Source organism: Balneola sp., from assembly GCA_002694685.1.
GTDB lineage: Bacteria > Bacteroidota > Rhodothermia > Balneolales > Balneolaceae > Gracilimonas.
Window position 1 is genome coordinate 133577 of the sequence record NZMW01000013.1, and the last position, 17689, is coordinate 151265.

21 protein-coding genes are annotated in these 17689 nt (G+C 40.5%); 11 read left to right on the forward strand and 10 right to left on the reverse strand.

Translation table 11 applies throughout. The features are described 5' to 3' along the window. Positions 1-3: 3 nt before the first annotated feature. From CL667_14480 to CL667_14520, 9 genes are all read left to right on the forward strand, one after another. On the forward strand, positions 4-618 hold the full coding sequence (locus CL667_14480; protein MAL18900.1) for a protein-tyrosine-phosphatase: 615 nt from the start codon (positions 4-6) through the stop codon (positions 616-618). A gap of 42 nt (positions 619-660) precedes the next feature. Then, positions 661-1107 (forward strand): hypothetical protein, encoded by a 447-nt coding sequence (locus CL667_14485; protein MAL18901.1) that lies wholly within the window; start codon positions 661-663, stop codon positions 1105-1107. A gap of 1 nt (position 1108) precedes the next feature. Next, on the forward strand, positions 1109-2146 hold the full coding sequence (arsB, locus tag CL667_14490) for an arsenical-resistance protein (protein MAL18902.1): 1038 nt from the start codon (positions 1109-1111) through the stop codon (positions 2144-2146). Between the two features lie 85 nt (positions 2147-2231). Beyond that, positions 2232-3362, forward strand: coding sequence for a pectate lyase (pelA, locus tag CL667_14495; GenBank protein ID MAL18903.1), 1131 nt, complete (start codon positions 2232-2234; stop codon positions 3360-3362). 203 nt (positions 3363-3565) lie between these two features. Further along, positions 3566-3997 (forward strand): 6-pyruvoyl tetrahydrobiopterin synthase, encoded by a 432-nt coding sequence (locus tag CL667_14500; GenBank protein ID MAL18904.1) that lies wholly within the window; start codon positions 3566-3568, stop codon positions 3995-3997. Positions 3998-4025: 28 nt separating this feature from the next. Beyond that, complete coding sequence (locus CL667_14505) at positions 4026-4925, forward strand: GTP cyclohydrolase I FolE2 (protein MAL18905.1); 900 nt, start codon at positions 4026-4028, stop codon at positions 4923-4925. Positions 4926-5157: 232 nt separating this feature from the next. Further along, positions 5158-5799 (forward strand): hypothetical protein, encoded by a 642-nt coding sequence (locus CL667_14510; GenBank protein MAL18906.1) that lies wholly within the window; start codon positions 5158-5160, stop codon positions 5797-5799. A 47-nt stretch (positions 5800-5846) separates the two neighbouring features. Next, positions 5847-6089 (forward strand): hypothetical protein, encoded by a 243-nt coding sequence (locus CL667_14515; GenBank protein ID MAL18907.1) that lies wholly within the window; start codon positions 5847-5849, stop codon positions 6087-6089. A 105-nt stretch (positions 6090-6194) separates the two neighbouring features. Then, positions 6195-7952 (forward strand): hypothetical protein, encoded by a 1758-nt coding sequence (locus CL667_14520; GenBank protein ID MAL18908.1) that lies wholly within the window; start codon positions 6195-6197, stop codon positions 7950-7952. A 54-nt stretch (positions 7953-8006) separates the two neighbouring features. Here CL667_14520 and CL667_14525 read toward each other — a convergent pair whose 3' ends face one another. The 9 genes from CL667_14525 to CL667_14565 all read right to left on the reverse strand — a co-directional run bounded on the left by CL667_14525 (position 8007) and on the right by CL667_14565 (position 13531). After that, positions 8007-8675: a hypothetical protein gene (locus CL667_14525; protein ID MAL18909.1), complete on the reverse strand. Its 669-nt coding sequence runs from the start codon at positions 8673-8675 to the stop codon at positions 8007-8009. A gap of 121 nt (positions 8676-8796) precedes the next feature. After that, complete coding sequence (locus CL667_14530; protein MAL18910.1) at positions 8797-9243, reverse strand: hypothetical protein; 447 nt, start codon at positions 9241-9243, stop codon at positions 8797-8799. Between the two features lie 175 nt (positions 9244-9418). Next, positions 9419-9856 carry a hypothetical protein gene (locus tag CL667_14535; protein ID MAL18911.1) on the reverse strand — a complete coding sequence of 146 codons (438 nt, stop codon included), beginning with the start codon at positions 9854-9856 and terminating at the stop codon, positions 9419-9421. 10 nt (positions 9857-9866) lie between these two features. Then, on the reverse strand, positions 9867-10424 hold the full coding sequence (locus tag CL667_14540; protein ID MAL18912.1) for an ATPase: 558 nt from the start codon (positions 10422-10424) through the stop codon (positions 9867-9869). A gap of 7 nt (positions 10425-10431) precedes the next feature. After that, positions 10432-10755, reverse strand: coding sequence for a transcriptional regulator (locus tag CL667_14545; protein MAL18913.1), 324 nt, complete (start codon positions 10753-10755; stop codon positions 10432-10434). Between the two features lie 67 nt (positions 10756-10822). Then, the gene (locus CL667_14550) at positions 10823-11230 is read right to left on the reverse strand and encodes a gamma-glutamylcyclotransferase (GenBank protein MAL18914.1); all 408 of its coding nucleotides are present in this window, start codon (positions 11228-11230) and stop codon (positions 10823-10825) included. A 20-nt stretch (positions 11231-11250) separates the two neighbouring features. Beyond that, positions 11251-11547: a hypothetical protein gene (locus tag CL667_14555; protein ID MAL18915.1), complete on the reverse strand. Its 297-nt coding sequence runs from the start codon at positions 11545-11547 to the stop codon at positions 11251-11253. 143 nt (positions 11548-11690) lie between these two features. Then, a complete protein-coding gene (locus tag CL667_14560; GenBank protein MAL18916.1) occupies positions 11691-12215 on the reverse strand; it encodes a hypothetical protein in 525 nt (174 codons plus the stop codon). Positions 12216-12247: 32 nt separating this feature from the next. Next, positions 12248-13531, reverse strand: a complete 1284-nt coding sequence (locus CL667_14565; GenBank protein MAL18917.1) for an amidohydrolase — start codon at positions 13529-13531, stop codon at positions 12248-12250. Between the two features lie 169 nt (positions 13532-13700). On the opposite strand from CL667_14565, the gene CL667_14570 reads away from it, so the two are divergent. After that, positions 13701-14774: a hypothetical protein gene (locus CL667_14570; protein ID MAL18918.1), complete on the forward strand. Its 1074-nt coding sequence runs from the start codon at positions 13701-13703 to the stop codon at positions 14772-14774. A gap of 95 nt (positions 14775-14869) precedes the next feature. Continuing rightward, the gene (locus CL667_14575) at positions 14870-15955 is read left to right on the forward strand and encodes a hypothetical protein (protein MAL18919.1); all 1086 of its coding nucleotides are present in this window, start codon (positions 14870-14872) and stop codon (positions 15953-15955) included. Positions 15956-15976: 21 nt separating this feature from the next. Here the strand turns inward: CL667_14575 and CL667_14580 are convergent, their stop codons facing one another. Beyond that, a complete protein-coding gene (locus CL667_14580; protein ID MAL18920.1) occupies positions 15977-17632 on the reverse strand; it encodes a beta-N-acetylglucosaminidase in 1656 nt (551 codons plus the stop codon). Positions 17633-17689 lie beyond the last annotated feature (57 nt).

The following is a 17689-nucleotide window of genomic DNA, read 5'->3' on the forward strand; positions in this document are numbered from 1 at the left end:
TAAATTATGTATCCAAAATTAGAGCAGTACCTGAAAAGTATAGAGTCTGGTTTGAATGCTATTCCATCAGAACGCAAAGAAAAGCTGGAAGAAGTAGCGAAGTATATCCAGTCAAAGATTGAAAACGATGAAACTGCAAAACTAAATTTCATTTGCACGCACAATAGCCGGCGAAGTCATCTGGCTCAGGTCTGGACAGCGACAGCGGCTCACTACTTCGGAATCGAAGATATGGAAACCTATTCCGGAGGAACGGAGGCAACGGCTTTTAATCCAAGAGCGGTAGCAGCTGTTGAACGAGCTGGTTTTAGAGTAGAAAATCCAGGAGGAGATAATCCGAAGTATAGAATCAGATTTGATGAGGATGCTGAGCCCATGATTTGTTTCTCCAAAAAATTTGATGATGACTTCAATCCAGATAAAAAATTTGCAGCTATCATGACCTGCTCTGATGCAGACGAAAATTGTCCGTTTGTGCCTGGAGCTGAATTCCGACAGGCAATTACCTACCGTGATCCCAAAGAATCAGATGGAACTGCAATTGAAAAGGAAGCCTATAGCACTCGTTGTTTACAGATTGCTACTGAGATGTTCTATATGATGAACCAAGTAAAGTAAAAGAAAAAAATTTACCCATATTAATCGCATAAATACGATAAAATGAATACATCAACCTTTATACAGTCACTCGTTCAAAATTCAGGTAAAGAACTTCAGTTTAAACTACCTGACGAATCCATAATTTCAGGAGATCTTCACATCACTGAAATTCAAAACCACAAGGTAGACTCAGTAGATTGTGGAGGAAACGCACATGAGTATGATGAAACCGTGGTTCAGCTTTGGATCAATGAAAACTCCAGCAAACATGCCGAGTGGATAGCGGGAAAAGCGCTCAGCATATTTGAGACTGTCGGTAAGAAAATAGAGTATAGGGATGCTGCCGAGCTATTCATCGAATTTGGAGATTCGAATCACCCTACCATCCGCTATTCGGTGAAGGACATATACGAAGGCGCTGAACGTATGACTGTAGACATGACGGTGAAACCGACGGCATGCAAACCAAGTTTAGAAAAATCCTCAGAAAAAGTAACCTGCTGCTAAGATGACAAAATCAGAAAAACGAATTGATTTCTTTGAACGATACCTCACGCTGTGGGTACTGATATGTATAGGAATCGGAATTGGTGTGGGATATGTAGCTGGAGATTCGATTGAAGCTATAAGCCGCTGGGAAATTTATAAAGTAAATATCCCGGTAGCGATTCTGGTATGGCTGATGATATATCCTATGATGCTTCAGGTTGACTTCAGTTCGCTAAAGGAGATCGGTAAGTCACCGAAAGGGGTCGTGTGGACCGTTGTTATTAACTGGGCCATCAAGCCCTTTACGATGGCGTTTTTTGCGTGGATCTTTTTTGATAAGATGTACTCCGCTTGGTTAAGTCCGGAGTTGGCTGATCAGTACATAGCCGGGGCTATTTTATTGGGAGCAGCTCCTTGTACGGCCATGGTATTTGTGTGGTCGTATTTGTCAGACGGGGATCCTAATTATACGCTTGTTCAGGTTTCTGTGAATGACCTGCTGATCTTGATTTTGTTCATACCCATCGTGGGATTATTACTGGGTATCACTGAGCTAACCATTCCTTGGAACACGCTGGCTGCATCAATCCTCATCTTTGTAGTGATTCCATTAGTAGCCGGTTATTTGACGCATAAAGTAGCCATTAACCGAAAAGGAAAAGAATGGTACACCGGGAAGTTTCTGCCAAAATTTAAGCCGGTTTCAATTTCAGCCCTATTAATTACACTGATCCTTCTTTTTGCTTACCAGGGAGAGCGGATCATTAATCAGCCTATAGACATTCTTTTGATCTCAATCCCGCTGATTATTCAAACGTACTTTATTTTTGCACTGGCATGGTATGGCGGGAAAAAAATAGGGTTGCCTTATCAAGTATGTGCACCGGGCTCCATGATTGGGGCCAGTAACTTCTTTGAATTGGCGGTAGCCGTGGCTATAGCATTATTTGGTCTTCAGTCCGGAGCAGCTTTGGTTACCGTGGTAGGAGTGCTGATAGAAGTTCCAATCATGCTTTCCTTAGTACGATACGCAAATAGCAGGAGGGCGAGTTATTAATTTACAGGATTCCGCTTGAAAGGTCAGTTTAAGCAATCTAGATAATCATTGGTTATATTTTAGTTTTAACCAAGGTTACAGCTGTATGAAGAAATCTAAAAAATTTCAGCTCAATGTTCTTTTCATTCTATTTTTAATCAGTTTGCTACAGGTTGGATGTGCACCATCAGTGGTCGCTCAAACATCCGATAGCACGATAAGATGGGCGGATGCACAATTGCAGTCTTCTTCGTGGTATGAAGGCAAGGAGGCTGTTCGGATCGCCGACAATGTATTGATGTATCAGCATGAAAGCGGAGGCTGGCCCAAAAATTTGGATATGGCTTCTCGACTTTCTGAAAAGGAAAAGGAGCGTATCAAAGAAGAGAAGAAATCAGAAGATAGCTCGCTCAATGAAATCACAATAGATAATGGAGCGACCGTAGCACAGATCAGATATCTCGTTAAGGTTTATGCAGCAACAGAACAAGATCGTTTTAAAGAAGGAGTACTGAAGGGATTAGATTATCTGCTAGAAGCTCAGTATGACAATGGGGGCTGGCCTCAGTTCTATCCGCTGAGAGACGGGTATTACGAGAATATTACGTACAACGACGGGGCTATGATCAGGGTGATGGACACCTTGCGGAATGTGGCCAAGGGAGAATCGTTGTATTCCTTTGTAGATGAAGCCCGCAGACAACAAGCAGCCGATGCAATCAACCGAGGCTTGCGGGTCATTTTAGATACACAAGTTGAAGTAGACGGTGAGCTGACGGTCTGGTGTGCACAATATGATCCTGTAACTTTACGCCCAGCCAAAGCGCGATCGTATGAACTTATTTCCTTAAGCGGTTCAGAAAGCGTGGGTATTGTCAATTATTTGATGGAAATAGACAACCCTTCTCCAGAGGTAATCACAGCGGTGAAAAGTGCAGTTGCTTGGTTTGATAAAGTAAAGATAACCGATGTTCGAATTGTTGATGTAGATAGACCTGAGCTCTCAGAAGGGTATGACCAAGTCATAGGTTTTGACCCCACAGGTGAATCTTTGCTATGGGCCCGTTTTTACGAAATCGGGACAAATTACCCCATGTTTGTCGATAGGGAAGGCACCGTTCATGCCGCATTTTCCGAACTACCTTATGAACGGCGGATAAACTATTTATGGCTGGGAGACTGGGCGCAGAATCTGTTGGAAAAGGACTATCCTAACTGGCTTAGCCGCATTCAGTAAATATGGTTGAATAGATTTGGTGCCTGATTAATTTAGGTGCTTTTTCAATACTGCAATTCTGAAAACACTCAACATCATCACTGAATTATTCCAACGAAACCCATTCCACACTTTCTCTTAAAAAAATATTAGCATTTGCAGAACTGTTTATAATTTCTGAATGTTAGGATACCTCATCACTAACAATTTTAAAAAGAAAAATTTTGACGTTTGTAACACGCAGAGCACATTTTAACGCAGCCCACCGCCTCCATAATCCAGACAAAAGTGAAGAATGGAATAAGAAGACTTTTGGGAAGTGTAACCTTCCGAATTGGCATGGACATAATTATGTCATTGAGGTAACGGTGTCGGGTGAGCCTGACCCTGAGACTGGTTATACCATTGATCTTGGAAAACTAAAGGCAATCATGAAAGAAAAGGTCTTGGATCCCTGCGATCATAGAAACCTCAATTTGGACGTGGATTTTCTGGATGGAATTATTCCAACTACAGAGAATTTAGTGAGAGCTTTTTACGAGCAACTTCGCCCGGATGTGGAAGAAGCATGTGCCCGTGGCGGGAAACTATATAAGGTTAAGCTTTTCGAAACCGAACGAAATATAGCCGAATATTGTCCATACGTAGGACTATAAAAGACTATTCATTATTAGCAGTAAAGATATGATTACGAATGAAGTACAACGATTTTACGACCCAACTTTCACGGTAACGAAAGAGTACAAAGACTCTCTGCCGGATTTGCAAAATGGGCCAGCTTCCTTGATTGAAGGGGCAAACGTGCCTATCCAGCAAGTTGGCATTTCAAATTTTAAGCTCCCTCTTAAGTTCCGCAGAAGAGAAGGAGAGCCTGTTACGCTTGAGGCAAGCATAGATGGCTATGTAAGTCTTGAAAAGGATAAGAAAGGGATCAACATGAGCCGCATCATGAGAACCTTCTATAAGTTTCAGGACAAAGTATTCCATATAGATCGCCTGGAAGAAATTCTAAAAGCATACAAAGAAGATTTAGGAAGTCAGGAATCATTTCTTCGAGTGAGTTTCAACTATCCGCTGCTGAAAGACAGTCTGCGTTCAGGGATGAAAGGATATCAGTATTATAAGGTGCAGTTGGAAGGTCGTCTTGATAATTACGATCAGTTCCAGAAACACATGCATTTAGATTTTGAATACAGCAGCGCTTGCCCTTGCAGCTATGAACTTGCTGAGCATGCCCGTGAAGAACGAGGTGTTGCTTCTATTCCGCATAGCCAAAGAAGCGTGGCCAACGTAACGGTGGCTCTCAAGGATGAATTTTTCGTCGAAGACTTAGTTCAAATTTGTCGAACAGCTCTTCAAACAGAAACTCAGGTGATGGTTAAGCGAGAAGACGAGCAGGCGTTTGCTGAAATGAATGGTGCGTTCCAAAAGTTTGTGGAAGACGCCGCACGACTTCTATATGATGAACTTGACAGCTACAACAGTATCCATGACTTCGTTGTACGATGTGTACATATGGAAAGTCTGCACAGTCATGATGCCGTTAGCCGAATTTGTAAAGGCCTTCCAAATGGATTGAGATAACCCAGAAATAGTTTATTTAAACTTAAGCCTCGCTCTTTTTAGAGTGAGGCTTTTTTTATTCTATGACATAGAGATGAGCGGATAACTTTTCTGAAGGTCTATTAATAAAAAAATCAAAATGTCAGGGTCATATCTAGTTGTGAAATGAGTCTGTCATCCATTAAATTAGTTTTGAATTTCATCTAGCCTTATTCCTTCCAAATGTATCAAAGTCACAACGAATTCTTAGCGAATGCTTAACTGGTTCAAAAAAAAGCTAGCAACTTCTTACAGCAATGAAGAGTGGATTGAGGCTTTAAGTCCTCCGCCTTTAGATAAAGCAATTGCGAAACTCCGGGGTTACTTGGTGAAAGGCCTAAAAGCTTCTCTATATAAGTATGTTGATAAAAACTTGGGCGACTTCGTTGAAGACATTGCTCAGGATTCATTACTCAAAATTCTGGATAAGCTTCACACTTTTCGGGGTGAAAGCAAATTCACCACCTGGGCTATGAAAATTGCTGTACGTGAGGGATATACAGAACTTCGCAAGAAAAGATATAATGACATTTCACTTCATGACTATGTAAACCCGAAAGGTGAGGCAGAGCACGCCATAGAAGTGGAAGAGAAAGAAGCACTGCCGGATCAAATTACGCATGAGTCAATGCTGGTTGAAAAGGTCATGAGAGTTATGGAAGAAGAGCTTACTGAGAAACAAAAAACAGTATTGCAGTATTTAATTATAGACCAGATTCCATTAACGATTGTGGCAGAGAAAATGAATACAAATCGAAATGCTATTTATAAGTTGGTATACGATGCCCGACTAAAACTCAAGAATAGCCTCGAACTTGATGGGATTGATCCCGAAGAAATTTTGGAGGAGATGTAAGAAATGAAGATCTCACTGCGTCAATTCAATAATAGAGTTATTCAGATATGAAACTAGATCACAAAATATTAAAGGTTTTATTAGGTGCTGTTCATTCTACTCACGATAATGAAATTGCGTGTGGTGAATGTTTTGATAAAATCCATGAGTTTGCCGAACTAGAATTGCTAGGTAAATCTCCTGACGAAGCAATGCCATTGGTAAGAGAGCACCTTGAAAAGTGTGCAGAGTGTAAAGAAGAATATGAAGCTCTTCTGAAGGGGTTAGAGAAGCTGAAGGTTTATTCATAGCGGATATTTTCTAACTTTTTTCAAGTCTTGGCTTATGAATTATGCACACGGATTAAATAAGCCTTATCTTTTCTAAAACAATTCATCAAAAAATTCTTTCCTGTAATGCCTAAGATTTTCTACTCAATAGTCGCCCTTTTATTATTTTCATTTCCTGCCTTTTCACAAACACCCATTTCCATTTCGGAAGCCCGTCAGCAGTCTATCGGAAGCACGGTCACTGTAACCGGACATCTAACGGTAACTGATGAGTTTGAGGGGCCGGTTTATTTTCAAGACGAAACCGGAGGAATTGCATGGTTTGATTTTGGTTTGATGCGAGGAGATGATGGATTTGCCTTGGATGTAAATCGTGGTGACTCTATAGTGATAACTGGCGAACTGGGCGAATTCAATGATCTTATCCAAATTGTAGGAGATACGGAATACGAAATTTTTCCTGAAGGAAATAAGAATATAGAACCTACAGTCATTACGGTTGAAGAGTTAAATTCGGGTGACTTTGAAGGCCAGCTTGTATCTATGAGTGTTGATGTTATTCACTCAGGAGCATTCCAATCTGATGAATACACTATCACCGATAGAACCGGAAGCGGGGTGCTCTATATCAATGATGATACGGAAGTAATTGGTGCAGCAGCTCCGGAAGGTATAACCACCATAGTGGGTGTGGTCGGGATTTTCAGAGGCACGTACCAGCTATTACCGCGTGACTTTAATGATATTGATGCTAAAGAGGTCGTTTATCCTGGTGAGGAAGTTTCTAAAGACGAAACCTTTGAAATTGCCACCTGGAATATCGAATGGTTTGGTTCTGCCAGCAATGGTCCGGATAATGAAGAAGAACAAATGGAAAATGTAGTACGTGTTATTTCAGAAGTTGATGCCGACGTATATGCATTTCAGGAAATTGCCAATCCATCGGCTTTTGCGGAACTCATTCTCTCTTTGGACGGCTATGGAGGCTTTTTAGCTGACTTTTCCCAAAGCCAAGAAACAGCCTTTTTATTTAAAAGAGCTACCGTAGATTCGTTGGATTCCGGGCAAATAACTACTGGATTAACTCAGTCAAACTGGGCTAATGGCCGCTATCCATTATTCTTTCGGTTTAATGTGACCATAAATGATGAGAGCAGAGAAATCTATGCCTATAACATTCATGCCAAAGCTTTTGGTGACATTGATTCTTACAATCAGCGCGAAAATGCTTCCCGTGAATTAAAGCTTTATCTGGACAATACCCGTCCCGATGCAAATGTCATTTTCCTTGGGGATTATAATGATACCATTGAAGGTTCGATATCTGATGGTCAGGATTCTCCATATGACAATTTCGATGAAGATGAAGAATACACCATTTTGACCAAAGCATTGGAAGAGCAAGGATTTCAATCTCAGGCCTCGGGTTCTTTTATCGACCATATCACTATTACATCTGAGTTGGTTGACGAACATATTGTGGAAGCTCAGCGAGTCGAGAATACCTCTTATATCGGAAGCTATCTAAGTTCTACATCTGGCCATTACCCCATCTGGACCCGATTTCAGTTCACTACATTAGTTGGGAATGAAGAGCAAAGTGCAAGCCAGCCGGTAAATTTCTCTTTGGAGCAAAATTATCCTAATCCATTTAACCCAACGACTAATATCCAATATAGTGTAGCTGAAAACAGTGAGGTTACACTTCGGGTTTATGATATGCTTGGGAGAGAAATTGCTACATTGGTTAATGGAGAACGTTTAAGCAGCGGTTCTTATACAGCTACTTTTGATGCTTCTAATCTTTCCAGTGGAATGTATATTTATCAGCTTTCAACGGGTGATGGAGTTCAACTGACAAGGAAAATGATGTTGATTAAGTAAATCAATCTTTTACTAAAAGACTTTAAACCCCTCAGATATAATTATTTGAGGGGTTTATTTTTTTACCACTAGGCAAGCATCTTTAACTTCAATTTCAGTCTTGTCATCCATAACCTTTTGATAAGCATTTGTCTGCTGACCTAGAATACTAAAGCTATTGGATTCCATAAGGGCGATTAACTCATCTGACTCATAAAGGGCGAAATTGTGCTTGGTGAATTCAAAATGTTCAACGGAGTGTCGAGGACGGTAGCCAACCAAAAAAGTGCCCTCAGGTTTTAATACTCTTCGGATTTCCTGCAGATGAAGAGCTGGTGGATTCAGAAAGTAGATGACATTGATGGCTATAATGCAATCAAATGTATGGTCTTGAAAAGGCAGGGAAGAGGTTTCTGAACACTGAATACTAAGTTTACCATCATCAATTAGACGCGAATTTCGATGTTCGGCTTCTTTGCACATATCTTCCGAAAAATCTACACCAGTGACATTTAAACCTGGTTCAACAGTAAAATACTGTGAGAAATGCTTCCCGTTCCCAAAACCGATTTCCAGCACTTTTTGATCTGGTTTTAGGTCAAGTAATTCAAAAGCGAGATCATATAGTCCCTGGTTTGATTCATTGAGGGCCTTAGCTACTTCAAGCCCTGTTTTTCCAGTGGGTTTTTTAAGCTGATTTGAAAGTTCTTTTGGGTCCATAAAATTGGGTATTAGATCAGCCAATTGATGTAGGTATTCTTTCAGATGGTAAGGTAGAATAAAGTGGTAGACCTTAAAATCTATTTATAATAAAAAAAGCTATGCCGTGAAGCATAGCTTTGGAAAAAGATCAAAAAAAGACGGATTAATTATATTGAATAAATACCGTTTCATTCTTTTTTATGGCTAAATCAGTGGCTTTTTGATAAGCTTCTTTCGTCTCCTCAACCGAAGCGTCTTTTGATAATGTGACGGTATTTTCAGAAGGACTAGTGATATCATTCGCCATTCCACCACCGGCTGCACAGGTCACCTTGATATTCATAGGAGTAACAAGGCTAAACGTAATTGCAGACACTAAACCGTTTAAAAAACTGATTTGTGTTTCTACTTTTGCTACACCATTCGTGCATTTTTCAGAGGCATCGACTGTTGCAGGGGGGATTAACCCGTAAACAAAACTGAGTGCCCATGGTTGTTCAATAACTTCATTTGAAGCTGCTTTCCCCGTTTCTACCGTTGCATGAAAACAACCCGTTAACGTAAAAGTTGAGATTAGTGTTAGTAAAAGAATTGCTTTAGATATTTTCATAGTTGTACCCTCTATTAAGTTATATATTTAAAAATGCTGTTATAATAGTAACCCCATTAATAACAGTGGTTAAAATATGAAAATAGAATCCAAAAACAATTAGAAATAGAAACACGGTAGCATCTTCATAAGAATAGACGATAACTAAAACCCCAAAAGCATTCTTATTTGTTTATCAAGACCTTGCCTCGAAGGGTACAATAGTATCATGCTCAACATACTCTTTTAAATTTTTCAATAAAATGGCCCAGCAATATGAAGCCGTTTTAAAGTGAGTATTGCAAGAAGGCCAGCCGGTATGCTGGAAAGTTACTTCAGTTCCATCCTCCGCATCATTCAACTCAAACCCAAAGCTGGTAGGGTTCCAGTCTTTATCGGATTTAGTCATTCTAACATGGAATGAAGTATTGGTAACGGATTCAATGACCTCAGCATACCAGTCGTATTCCTCTCCAAAATAAAAGTTGTACTCACTCCCGACTTTGGGTTCGCCTGAGCTTTTTAACGGCCACCAATTATTGAGATGCTCCGGTTTCGTGATCGCATCAAATACTTCCTTTTTGTCTTTTTTGATTACCAAAAAGTGGAAGATATCAAAGCTCTTTGCTTTCATGAGTGTAGTTTTAATTATCGGATAAGTTGGAAATCAGTTGTTCATACTCTTTCTCCAGCGGCATGTGGACATTCCAAAAAGGCTTCGGGTCTTTATTATCCACACAGTCAATTAGGATAGAAAGATGAGTATGCCAGCCGGCACCAATTCCTGCTTTAGTATCAGAATCTGTTGGTAATTTACGGTGAGTAAGCCTAAGCAGAACTTGTTCCTCACCGTGGGATTCCAGCTCAAAAGTGACTTCAGAACCTTCGCCATCACCTTCATCCCAAGTGTAGCTCAAAACGTGGGGGCGGTCATATTTGGTAACTACTCCCTTGGAAACCTGTCCTTCTTCCAAATCCTTATATTTTTCTGGAAGGGGGTCGTCTTCTTTGGATAGTCGTGAGTGATCAAATTCATGCGTTACCGTTCCGCCAACTTTCGGCTCAACATCACCGGCTGAAAGCCATTTTGCTTTAAATTCAGATTCTGTCAAATATTTCCATACCTCCTCAGCTGATCCATTGAGAATGCGTTCAAAGCAAATGGTCCCCGGTTCTGTAAAAACTCCATGTTTCTTATTCATAGCTCTACTATTTGTTTGATGGTGAATTCAGATCGTTCATTAATGCTTCTAAAGCGTCCAGCTTCTGATCCCAGAACTTCTGATATCTTTTAAGCCACGCCATAACTTCTTGCAGTTTTTGAACGTCAGCCCTGCAATATCTCTTTCTTCCCTTTTTTCGGATTACAATTAAACCGCACTCGTTTAAAATTTTGATATGCTTTGATACCGCCGGACGGCTTATGTCAAACTTCTCTGCTATATCATTGACCGGCATAGATTCCCCGGCCAGAATATCAAAAATTTCTCTGCGAGTTGGATCGGCAATGGCCTGGAATACATCTTGAGACATACAATAAATAATTACGTAACTGATTGGTTACAAATATATATGTAACTATTTAGTTACGCAAATAAATTTATACTTCCTCGGAAAAACGACCAGAGGCTATAGCAGGAAATTGACTATATGAATTGTTGAAAAGATAGGTATAGGCAGGTATTGTATCGCCTTCAATAACGACTGGAATAATCTCACGTTTAAACTCATTAGGCAGGTTGAATTGTGAGCCAATTCCTTCGTAATCGTCTAATTTTTGCAGGAGTTGTTCTTTATTCTGAGTTACTTCAAACAAATGACCATACACCTTGTTCTTTGAATCGGGGAGGTACACAGCTCCCGGATAGAAGCTAACTTGAAACAGGATGCCGGGGAAGTAACCTTCTCCAATAAAAGTCTGTGTTGAATGAAGGTATCGTGCCACCGGGTTGTCGCAACCTTTCATCAATGTACCATATACAAAAAGCATGTTGGTTTCCTTTTTCATAATGAAAGAAGGTACTCTGATTACCCTTGAGTTAGTAATACTAAAGCATCGTTAAGTGCGGCTACAGAGTGAGAAACTTCTGCAGGGATTTCAATTTCATCGAACTGCTTGAGACGGGTATCTTTCTTTCCCTGGTGATACATCACTTCACCTTCCAACACTAATAACTTGGTAGGGTGATGGGCTTTATGATCCTCAAGTTTCATTCCCTTGTTAAAACCGAATACTAATACTTTAAAATGGTCTCCAATATGAAAGGACTTAGCAATAGGATGATTTGCCGTTTTTAACTGATCTTTAATGGAATCAATGGTCATAAATCGGTGGTTAAGTGAATTTGAACAAACATCTTACAAAAATGACTGCACTATTGCGAAATGTAGTCATTATTCATCTTCAGTTTAAATCTCAGGAGGGCTTCCTTATCTACTGATAGAGTTACACGGAAATCAGGATAAACTCAGATTTTGTTGTCTCTGAGATCTTTATGGAGAGAAGCTTCTTTTAGTTGTCGATTCTGAAGCAGGTAATCCAGATCGTTTCTGTTATCATACATCAACTGTTTATGGTAATAATTGATGTATTCACAGATAGCAAAAAGATTAGCAAAGATTGCCCAGCCAAATAGATTGTCACCATTTAAGCTTTTACCCGAGATGTACCACTGAATCAATAGAATAATCGGGATTAAACCTATGGCAACTCGATTATGCTTTTTAAAGGCCCGAAAACGGGATAAGATAGTTCGTTCAAAAATCGGTTTTTCATTCAGTGAAGAAAACTTCACCCACCAGTAGTATGTGCCTTGAAATAAGATGTAGCACATCAGTATGAGACCATAGGACAGAAAGATGTAATCCCAAAAGCCGTAATGGAAATTGATAAAAAGTAAAATCCCAAAAAACATCACCACATTCATTCCTTCAACCTGGAAAGTCCACTGAAGGCGTTTTAGTAGCTTCTTTTTTTGGGATCCTAAAGACATAGAAAAAATAAAGGCTGCATAGTGAATTTATTTTATTTATAAATCACACCATCTTTCATAACAAAAGAAACTCGTTCGAGTGTTGTTACATCTTCTAATGGATTATCATCAGTTGCTATGATGTCAGCTAATTTTCCAGCTTCGATAGAACCAATTTGATCCTGCATTCCTAAAACGGTAGCTCCGGTCATAGTTGCACTTTTGATCGCTTCCATGGTGGGCATTCCAACTTCAGTCATGTATTGGAATTCTTTACCGTTTAGTCCGTGAGGAAATACTCCGGCATCGGTTCCAAATGCAATATTAACGCCTCTTTTGTAGGCCTCAGCAAATGTATTTTGGATCATAGGCCCAATCTCCAGTGCTTTAGGTACAACCAGTTCAGGATAATATCCATCAATTTGAGCTTTTTCTGCTACCCATTTTCCTGCTGAAATGGTAGGCACGTAATAAGTTCCCTTTTCAATCATAAGGTCCATGACTTCAGGAGTCATCTTTGTGCCGTGTTCTATGGTGAGCACTCCTGCTTCAACGGCACGTTTCATTCCCTCAGCGCCATGGGCATGAGCTGCCACGTGCATGCCGTATTCATTGGCTGTCTCAACAATGGCATTTAATTCATCCATAAAAAACTGTGGGGCATCACCGGATTTTGCAACACTTAATACTCCGCCCGTAGCCGTAATTTTGATATGATCGGCACCGTTCTTGTATCGTTGACGTACCGCTTCTCGTGCTTCAGCAACACCGTTTAATACACCATCAACAGGCTCCGGGCTTCCCATCAAATCTTCTTTCCAGCCATTAGTCGGATCGGCATGACCGCCGGTAGTAGCCAGTGATTTACCAACGGTGATAATTCTTGGTCCAACCACATATCCGCCTTTAATAGCATCTCTGAGCGAGATATTAACTCCGGAACCTCCCAATTCCCGAACAGTTGTGAAACCAGCCATCAATGTTCGCTTCGAAAATAGAACTGAGCGATAGGCTTTATCGGCATCGTTAAAAGTGAAAGGCTCCAAATATTTAGCCGCATTTGTTTCACTTTCCAGGTGGACGTGTAAATCAATTAAACCGGGAAGAACCGTTTTTGATTTAAGATCTATAATTTCATCTCCGTCTCTTCCATTTATATAACCGTTTTGGATACCGGTTATCTCATTTCCTTCAACGATGATACTTACCTCACTGCGCGGATTATCAGAGATACCATCAATCAAAGTCCCTGCATGAATTATAGTCCGTTGTGCATGAGCAGAAAAAGATGTGAAAATCAGAATGATAAAGGAAAAGAAAAGTGTTTTGATGTCCATGATAACTTTGATTGGTTCTTTGATTTGGCGCAATATAGGTAAATGAAGTCAAATAAAAGTGAGTCTCCGGACTTGTTAAGTATGGAAAATATTGGAGCTTCTTTATTCACTTTAGAGCTTTTTTTATGGTAATTTTGAAGTCTTTTTAATATCCACAAACAGAGGATTAATGACGGTCTTATTATTCATCATTGGCTTGGTAACCTTGATTGGCGGGGCTGAGCTGTTTCTCAAGTCAGTAGATAAGTTTGGGCTTGCCTGGAGTGTTTCTCCCGTTGTTATGGGATTGACGGTTGTGGCATTTGCAACCGGCGCCCCGGAACTTGCCATCAGTTTGCAAGCGGCGGCAGATGGAAGGCCGGATCTTGTTTTGGGTAATATTCTGGGAAGTAATATTGCGAACATTCTCCTTATTCTCGGTATTGCTGGGCTTGTGAAGCCGCTTAGGATAACCAATCGGATTATTAAAATTGATGTTCCGGTTGTGATAGGGACGAGTGCATTGCTTTATGTTTTGGCTATGGATGGCCTGCTTACCTTAACCGATGGATTGATCATATTCGGTGGTCTTATTGCCTATTCGGTTTTTATGTATACACAGATCAAGAAAGATCGTGATGCTAATAAAAAGAAGTCAGCTGATGAAAAACCAAAGCTTGATGAACCCCTGACAACTTTATTTTACGGCAAATATATATTTCTTCTTTTAGGTGGGTTAGTATTAATTGTGATGGGATCTCGCTGGATGGTAGAAGCGGCCGTTGAAATAGCTGATATTTTGGGCATCTCAGAATTAATTATTGGACTGACTATTGTTTCTATAGGAACCTCACTGCCTGAAGTTGCCACTTCACTTTCAGCAGTAAGAAAAGGAGATTCAGACACAGCGGTTGCCAATGTGATGGGAAGTAATCTTTATAATATTCTGCTCACTTTAAGTCTGACCATCATTGTAGCACCGGGGGCTTTAACCGTTTCTCCCGATGCCCTAAACCTTGATATGCCATTCATGATCATTGTTGCATGCACATGTTTGCCTCTATTTTGGCCGGCCAAAGAATTGACCAGACCCGTAGCGAGCGGATTCCTGTTATACTATGCGTTGTACATGGCCTACCTAATTCTAATATCTATAGGGCATCCTTTTCAGGAGACAATGGAGTGGGGGATGCTATGGATTGTAATTCCGATAACGGTGGTCTTAGCCACTGTTAAATTTATTGGGCACCTTAGAAACCGATAAGGTTTTTCTTTTAGTCGCTAAGTAACTGTAACGTTTACTGTTGCTATTTAAGATCCGATTGTTATATTCGTGTAGAGAGTAATGATTCGGGTACTATGAAAAAGCTCCTTCCAATATTATTTACATCCACATTTCTACTGATTGGCTGCGATTTATTTGACAGCGCTAGCTCATCTAAAAAGAAAGAAATAGAACCCTTTTTCTGGGGTAGCGAGAAGTCATTTCCGGATTTAGCTCCAAGAATTTGGGTGTCTCCCAACGATCATATCTTCGCAGGGGGCGATTCTGCTTGGTTTTTATCAACAGATTATGGAGAAACGTTTTCCGAATTTGATGTACCTGATGAGGTTCTGAGTTTTGCCGTTAAGAAATATGGGCAAACGTATTATGGGAAAGGGCAGGTACTTTCTGATTTTTACATTATCGCAGGTGATACACTGGATCGGCCTTTTTTTGGTGGCGCTTTTAATCTTTACACTTCAAAAGATGGGAATAATTGGGCGAAAATTTCAGGTCCTTTTCAGATGTTTGACTTCATAAAGCATCAGGACTTAATGTATGTTGGAGAGCAAAATGGAGTAGTAGTACACAACTTAAGTACAGGAGAAGAATATGCTGCTGAGTTCCAATTTGATGGTGAGAATAGTCTTTATGTTCAAGAGCTGAAAGTAAACAGTAAGGGGGCAATATTTGCGGGGACTTTAGATGCTATTTACAGATCAAAAGATCAGGGGCGGTCGTGGGAATTAGTTACAGAAGAGATTTCTGAACGCTTTTACTGGGTAGAAAAAATCATCATTGAAGATGAAGTAATGTATGGTGTTGGCTCGAAAATATTGAAGTCCACCGATTCTGGGGAGAACTGGACCATTTCAGACTATACAATGGAAAACTATGAAGAAGGGGAAATTGAACAACTGTTTATAACTGATTTTGATATATCTGCAGATGGATATAAATATACCATTAATTACTTAGGCTTCTTTATAAATAGTGAAAAACAGGATAACCTGTTTAAGTTTTATGGTCCCGAAAAATATGAACGTTTCTCTGAAGACCTTCCAATGAACTACAGTGAAGTGCATTCTTTTAGGAATGGAGGAGTACTGATATTAAGCACCAGCAATTACTTTTATCGGGTTGGAACCAGGAATAGTGATTCAAAGTACTGGATACAGTGATTTTTTCTTATCAATACTTTATTACTCTTTCTCCATTTGATAATGCTTCGCATAATTCACATCTAAAATATCGAGCCGGTTGAAGTGTGTTTGAAGTCGTTCTAAGAAATCTTCCCAGTCTTTATTCTCAACCGAAGACCACACCACTTCCGCCAGCGCAGTAGCTCTTGGGTAAGCCATATATTCTACTTTTTTGCCGGAATGAAGGTATTCTGACCACACATTTCCCTGAGATCCCAGAATGTATTTTGCTTCTTCAGGAGTGAGTTCCTCAGGAATTGGTTCATAATTGTAAACATCCTCCAGAGTAGTCATGCCGCCAATAGATATCGGTTCATCTGCCGTTGGTTCAGCTTGAAAATGGTCGAAGTAGTTGGTGCCATTGGGTGTCATGATAACATCGTGCTGAATTTTTGCAGCCTGAATGCCACCAGCTTCGCCTCGCCAGCTCATAACGGTAGCTTGAGGCGCAAGTCCGCCTTCCATGATTTCATCCCAGCCAATAATCTGCCGGCCGTTTTCATTTAGAAATTTCTCTATCCGTTCGATGAAGTAACTCTGTAATTCATGTTCATCTTTCAGCCCTTCCCGTTTGATTACTTCCTGAGCAATCTCACTTTCTTCCCATTGTTTCTTAGGAGCTTCATCACCGCCAATGTGGATATACTTGCTTGGGAAAAGCTCCATGACTTCCACTAGCACATCTTCGAGGAAATCAAAGGTTTCCTCTTTAGGACAATAGATATCCTCAAAAACTCCCCAGGTAGATGTAACATGATATTCCTTGTCAAAGCAGCCAAACTCTGGGTAAGCCGCCAAAGCTGCACTTGAGTGACCCGGCATCTCAACCTCAGGTATAATCGTGATATGTCTTTTCTGTGCATAAGCTACAACTTGTTTGATCTCCTCTTGGGTGTAGAAGCCGCCGTGACGAACGTTGTCATACACTCCGGATCCGTAGTTGCCAATCAGGGTTGAGTCGCGCCAGGCTCCAATTTCGGTGAGCTTAGGGTACTTCTTGATTTCAATGCGCCAGCCCTGATCTTCTGTGAGATGCCAGTGAAAGCGATTCATTTTATGCATAGCCAGCAGATCGATGTATTTCTTTACGAACTCAACCGGAAAGAAATGGCGAGCAACGTCCAGATGCATGCCACGGTATTCAAATCGAGGATAGTCGGTGATCTCTACAGCCGGAATATTCCACTCCGTATTAACCGGCGCCATCGATGGTTTTTGGTATTCAATTTCGACCGGTAGCAGCTGGCGAAGGGTTTGGATTCCGTAGAAAAGTCCGGCAGTGGTTGGGGCAGAGATGGTAACTAAATCTTCATCCACAGAAAGTTGATACCCTTCCTCATTCTGAATACCCGATTCAGAATTTAAATGAAGGTAGATTCCGGAATCGGGAGCAGATGTACCCGAAACGATGTGATGCTTAATCCAGGTGGCCGAGAAGAGTAAATCGGAGAGATATCCTCCAAGGGATTCCATCTCCTCAGATGATTCAGATAGAATGATATCCGAACTTCGGGTCAGCTCAAAATGACCTCCACCCTGAACCATAGAAACCGGTTTTGGGATCACTGTTTGGGCCTTCACTTCAAAAGTAGAAAAAAGAATAATCAGGCTGAGTGTAAACAGAGAAAGAGCAGAGTATTGAATTCGGTGGGTCATTTTAGACAATTCAGTTCAATTTTGAATCTAAAATAGCATTTCTCTTTAATTATAAGT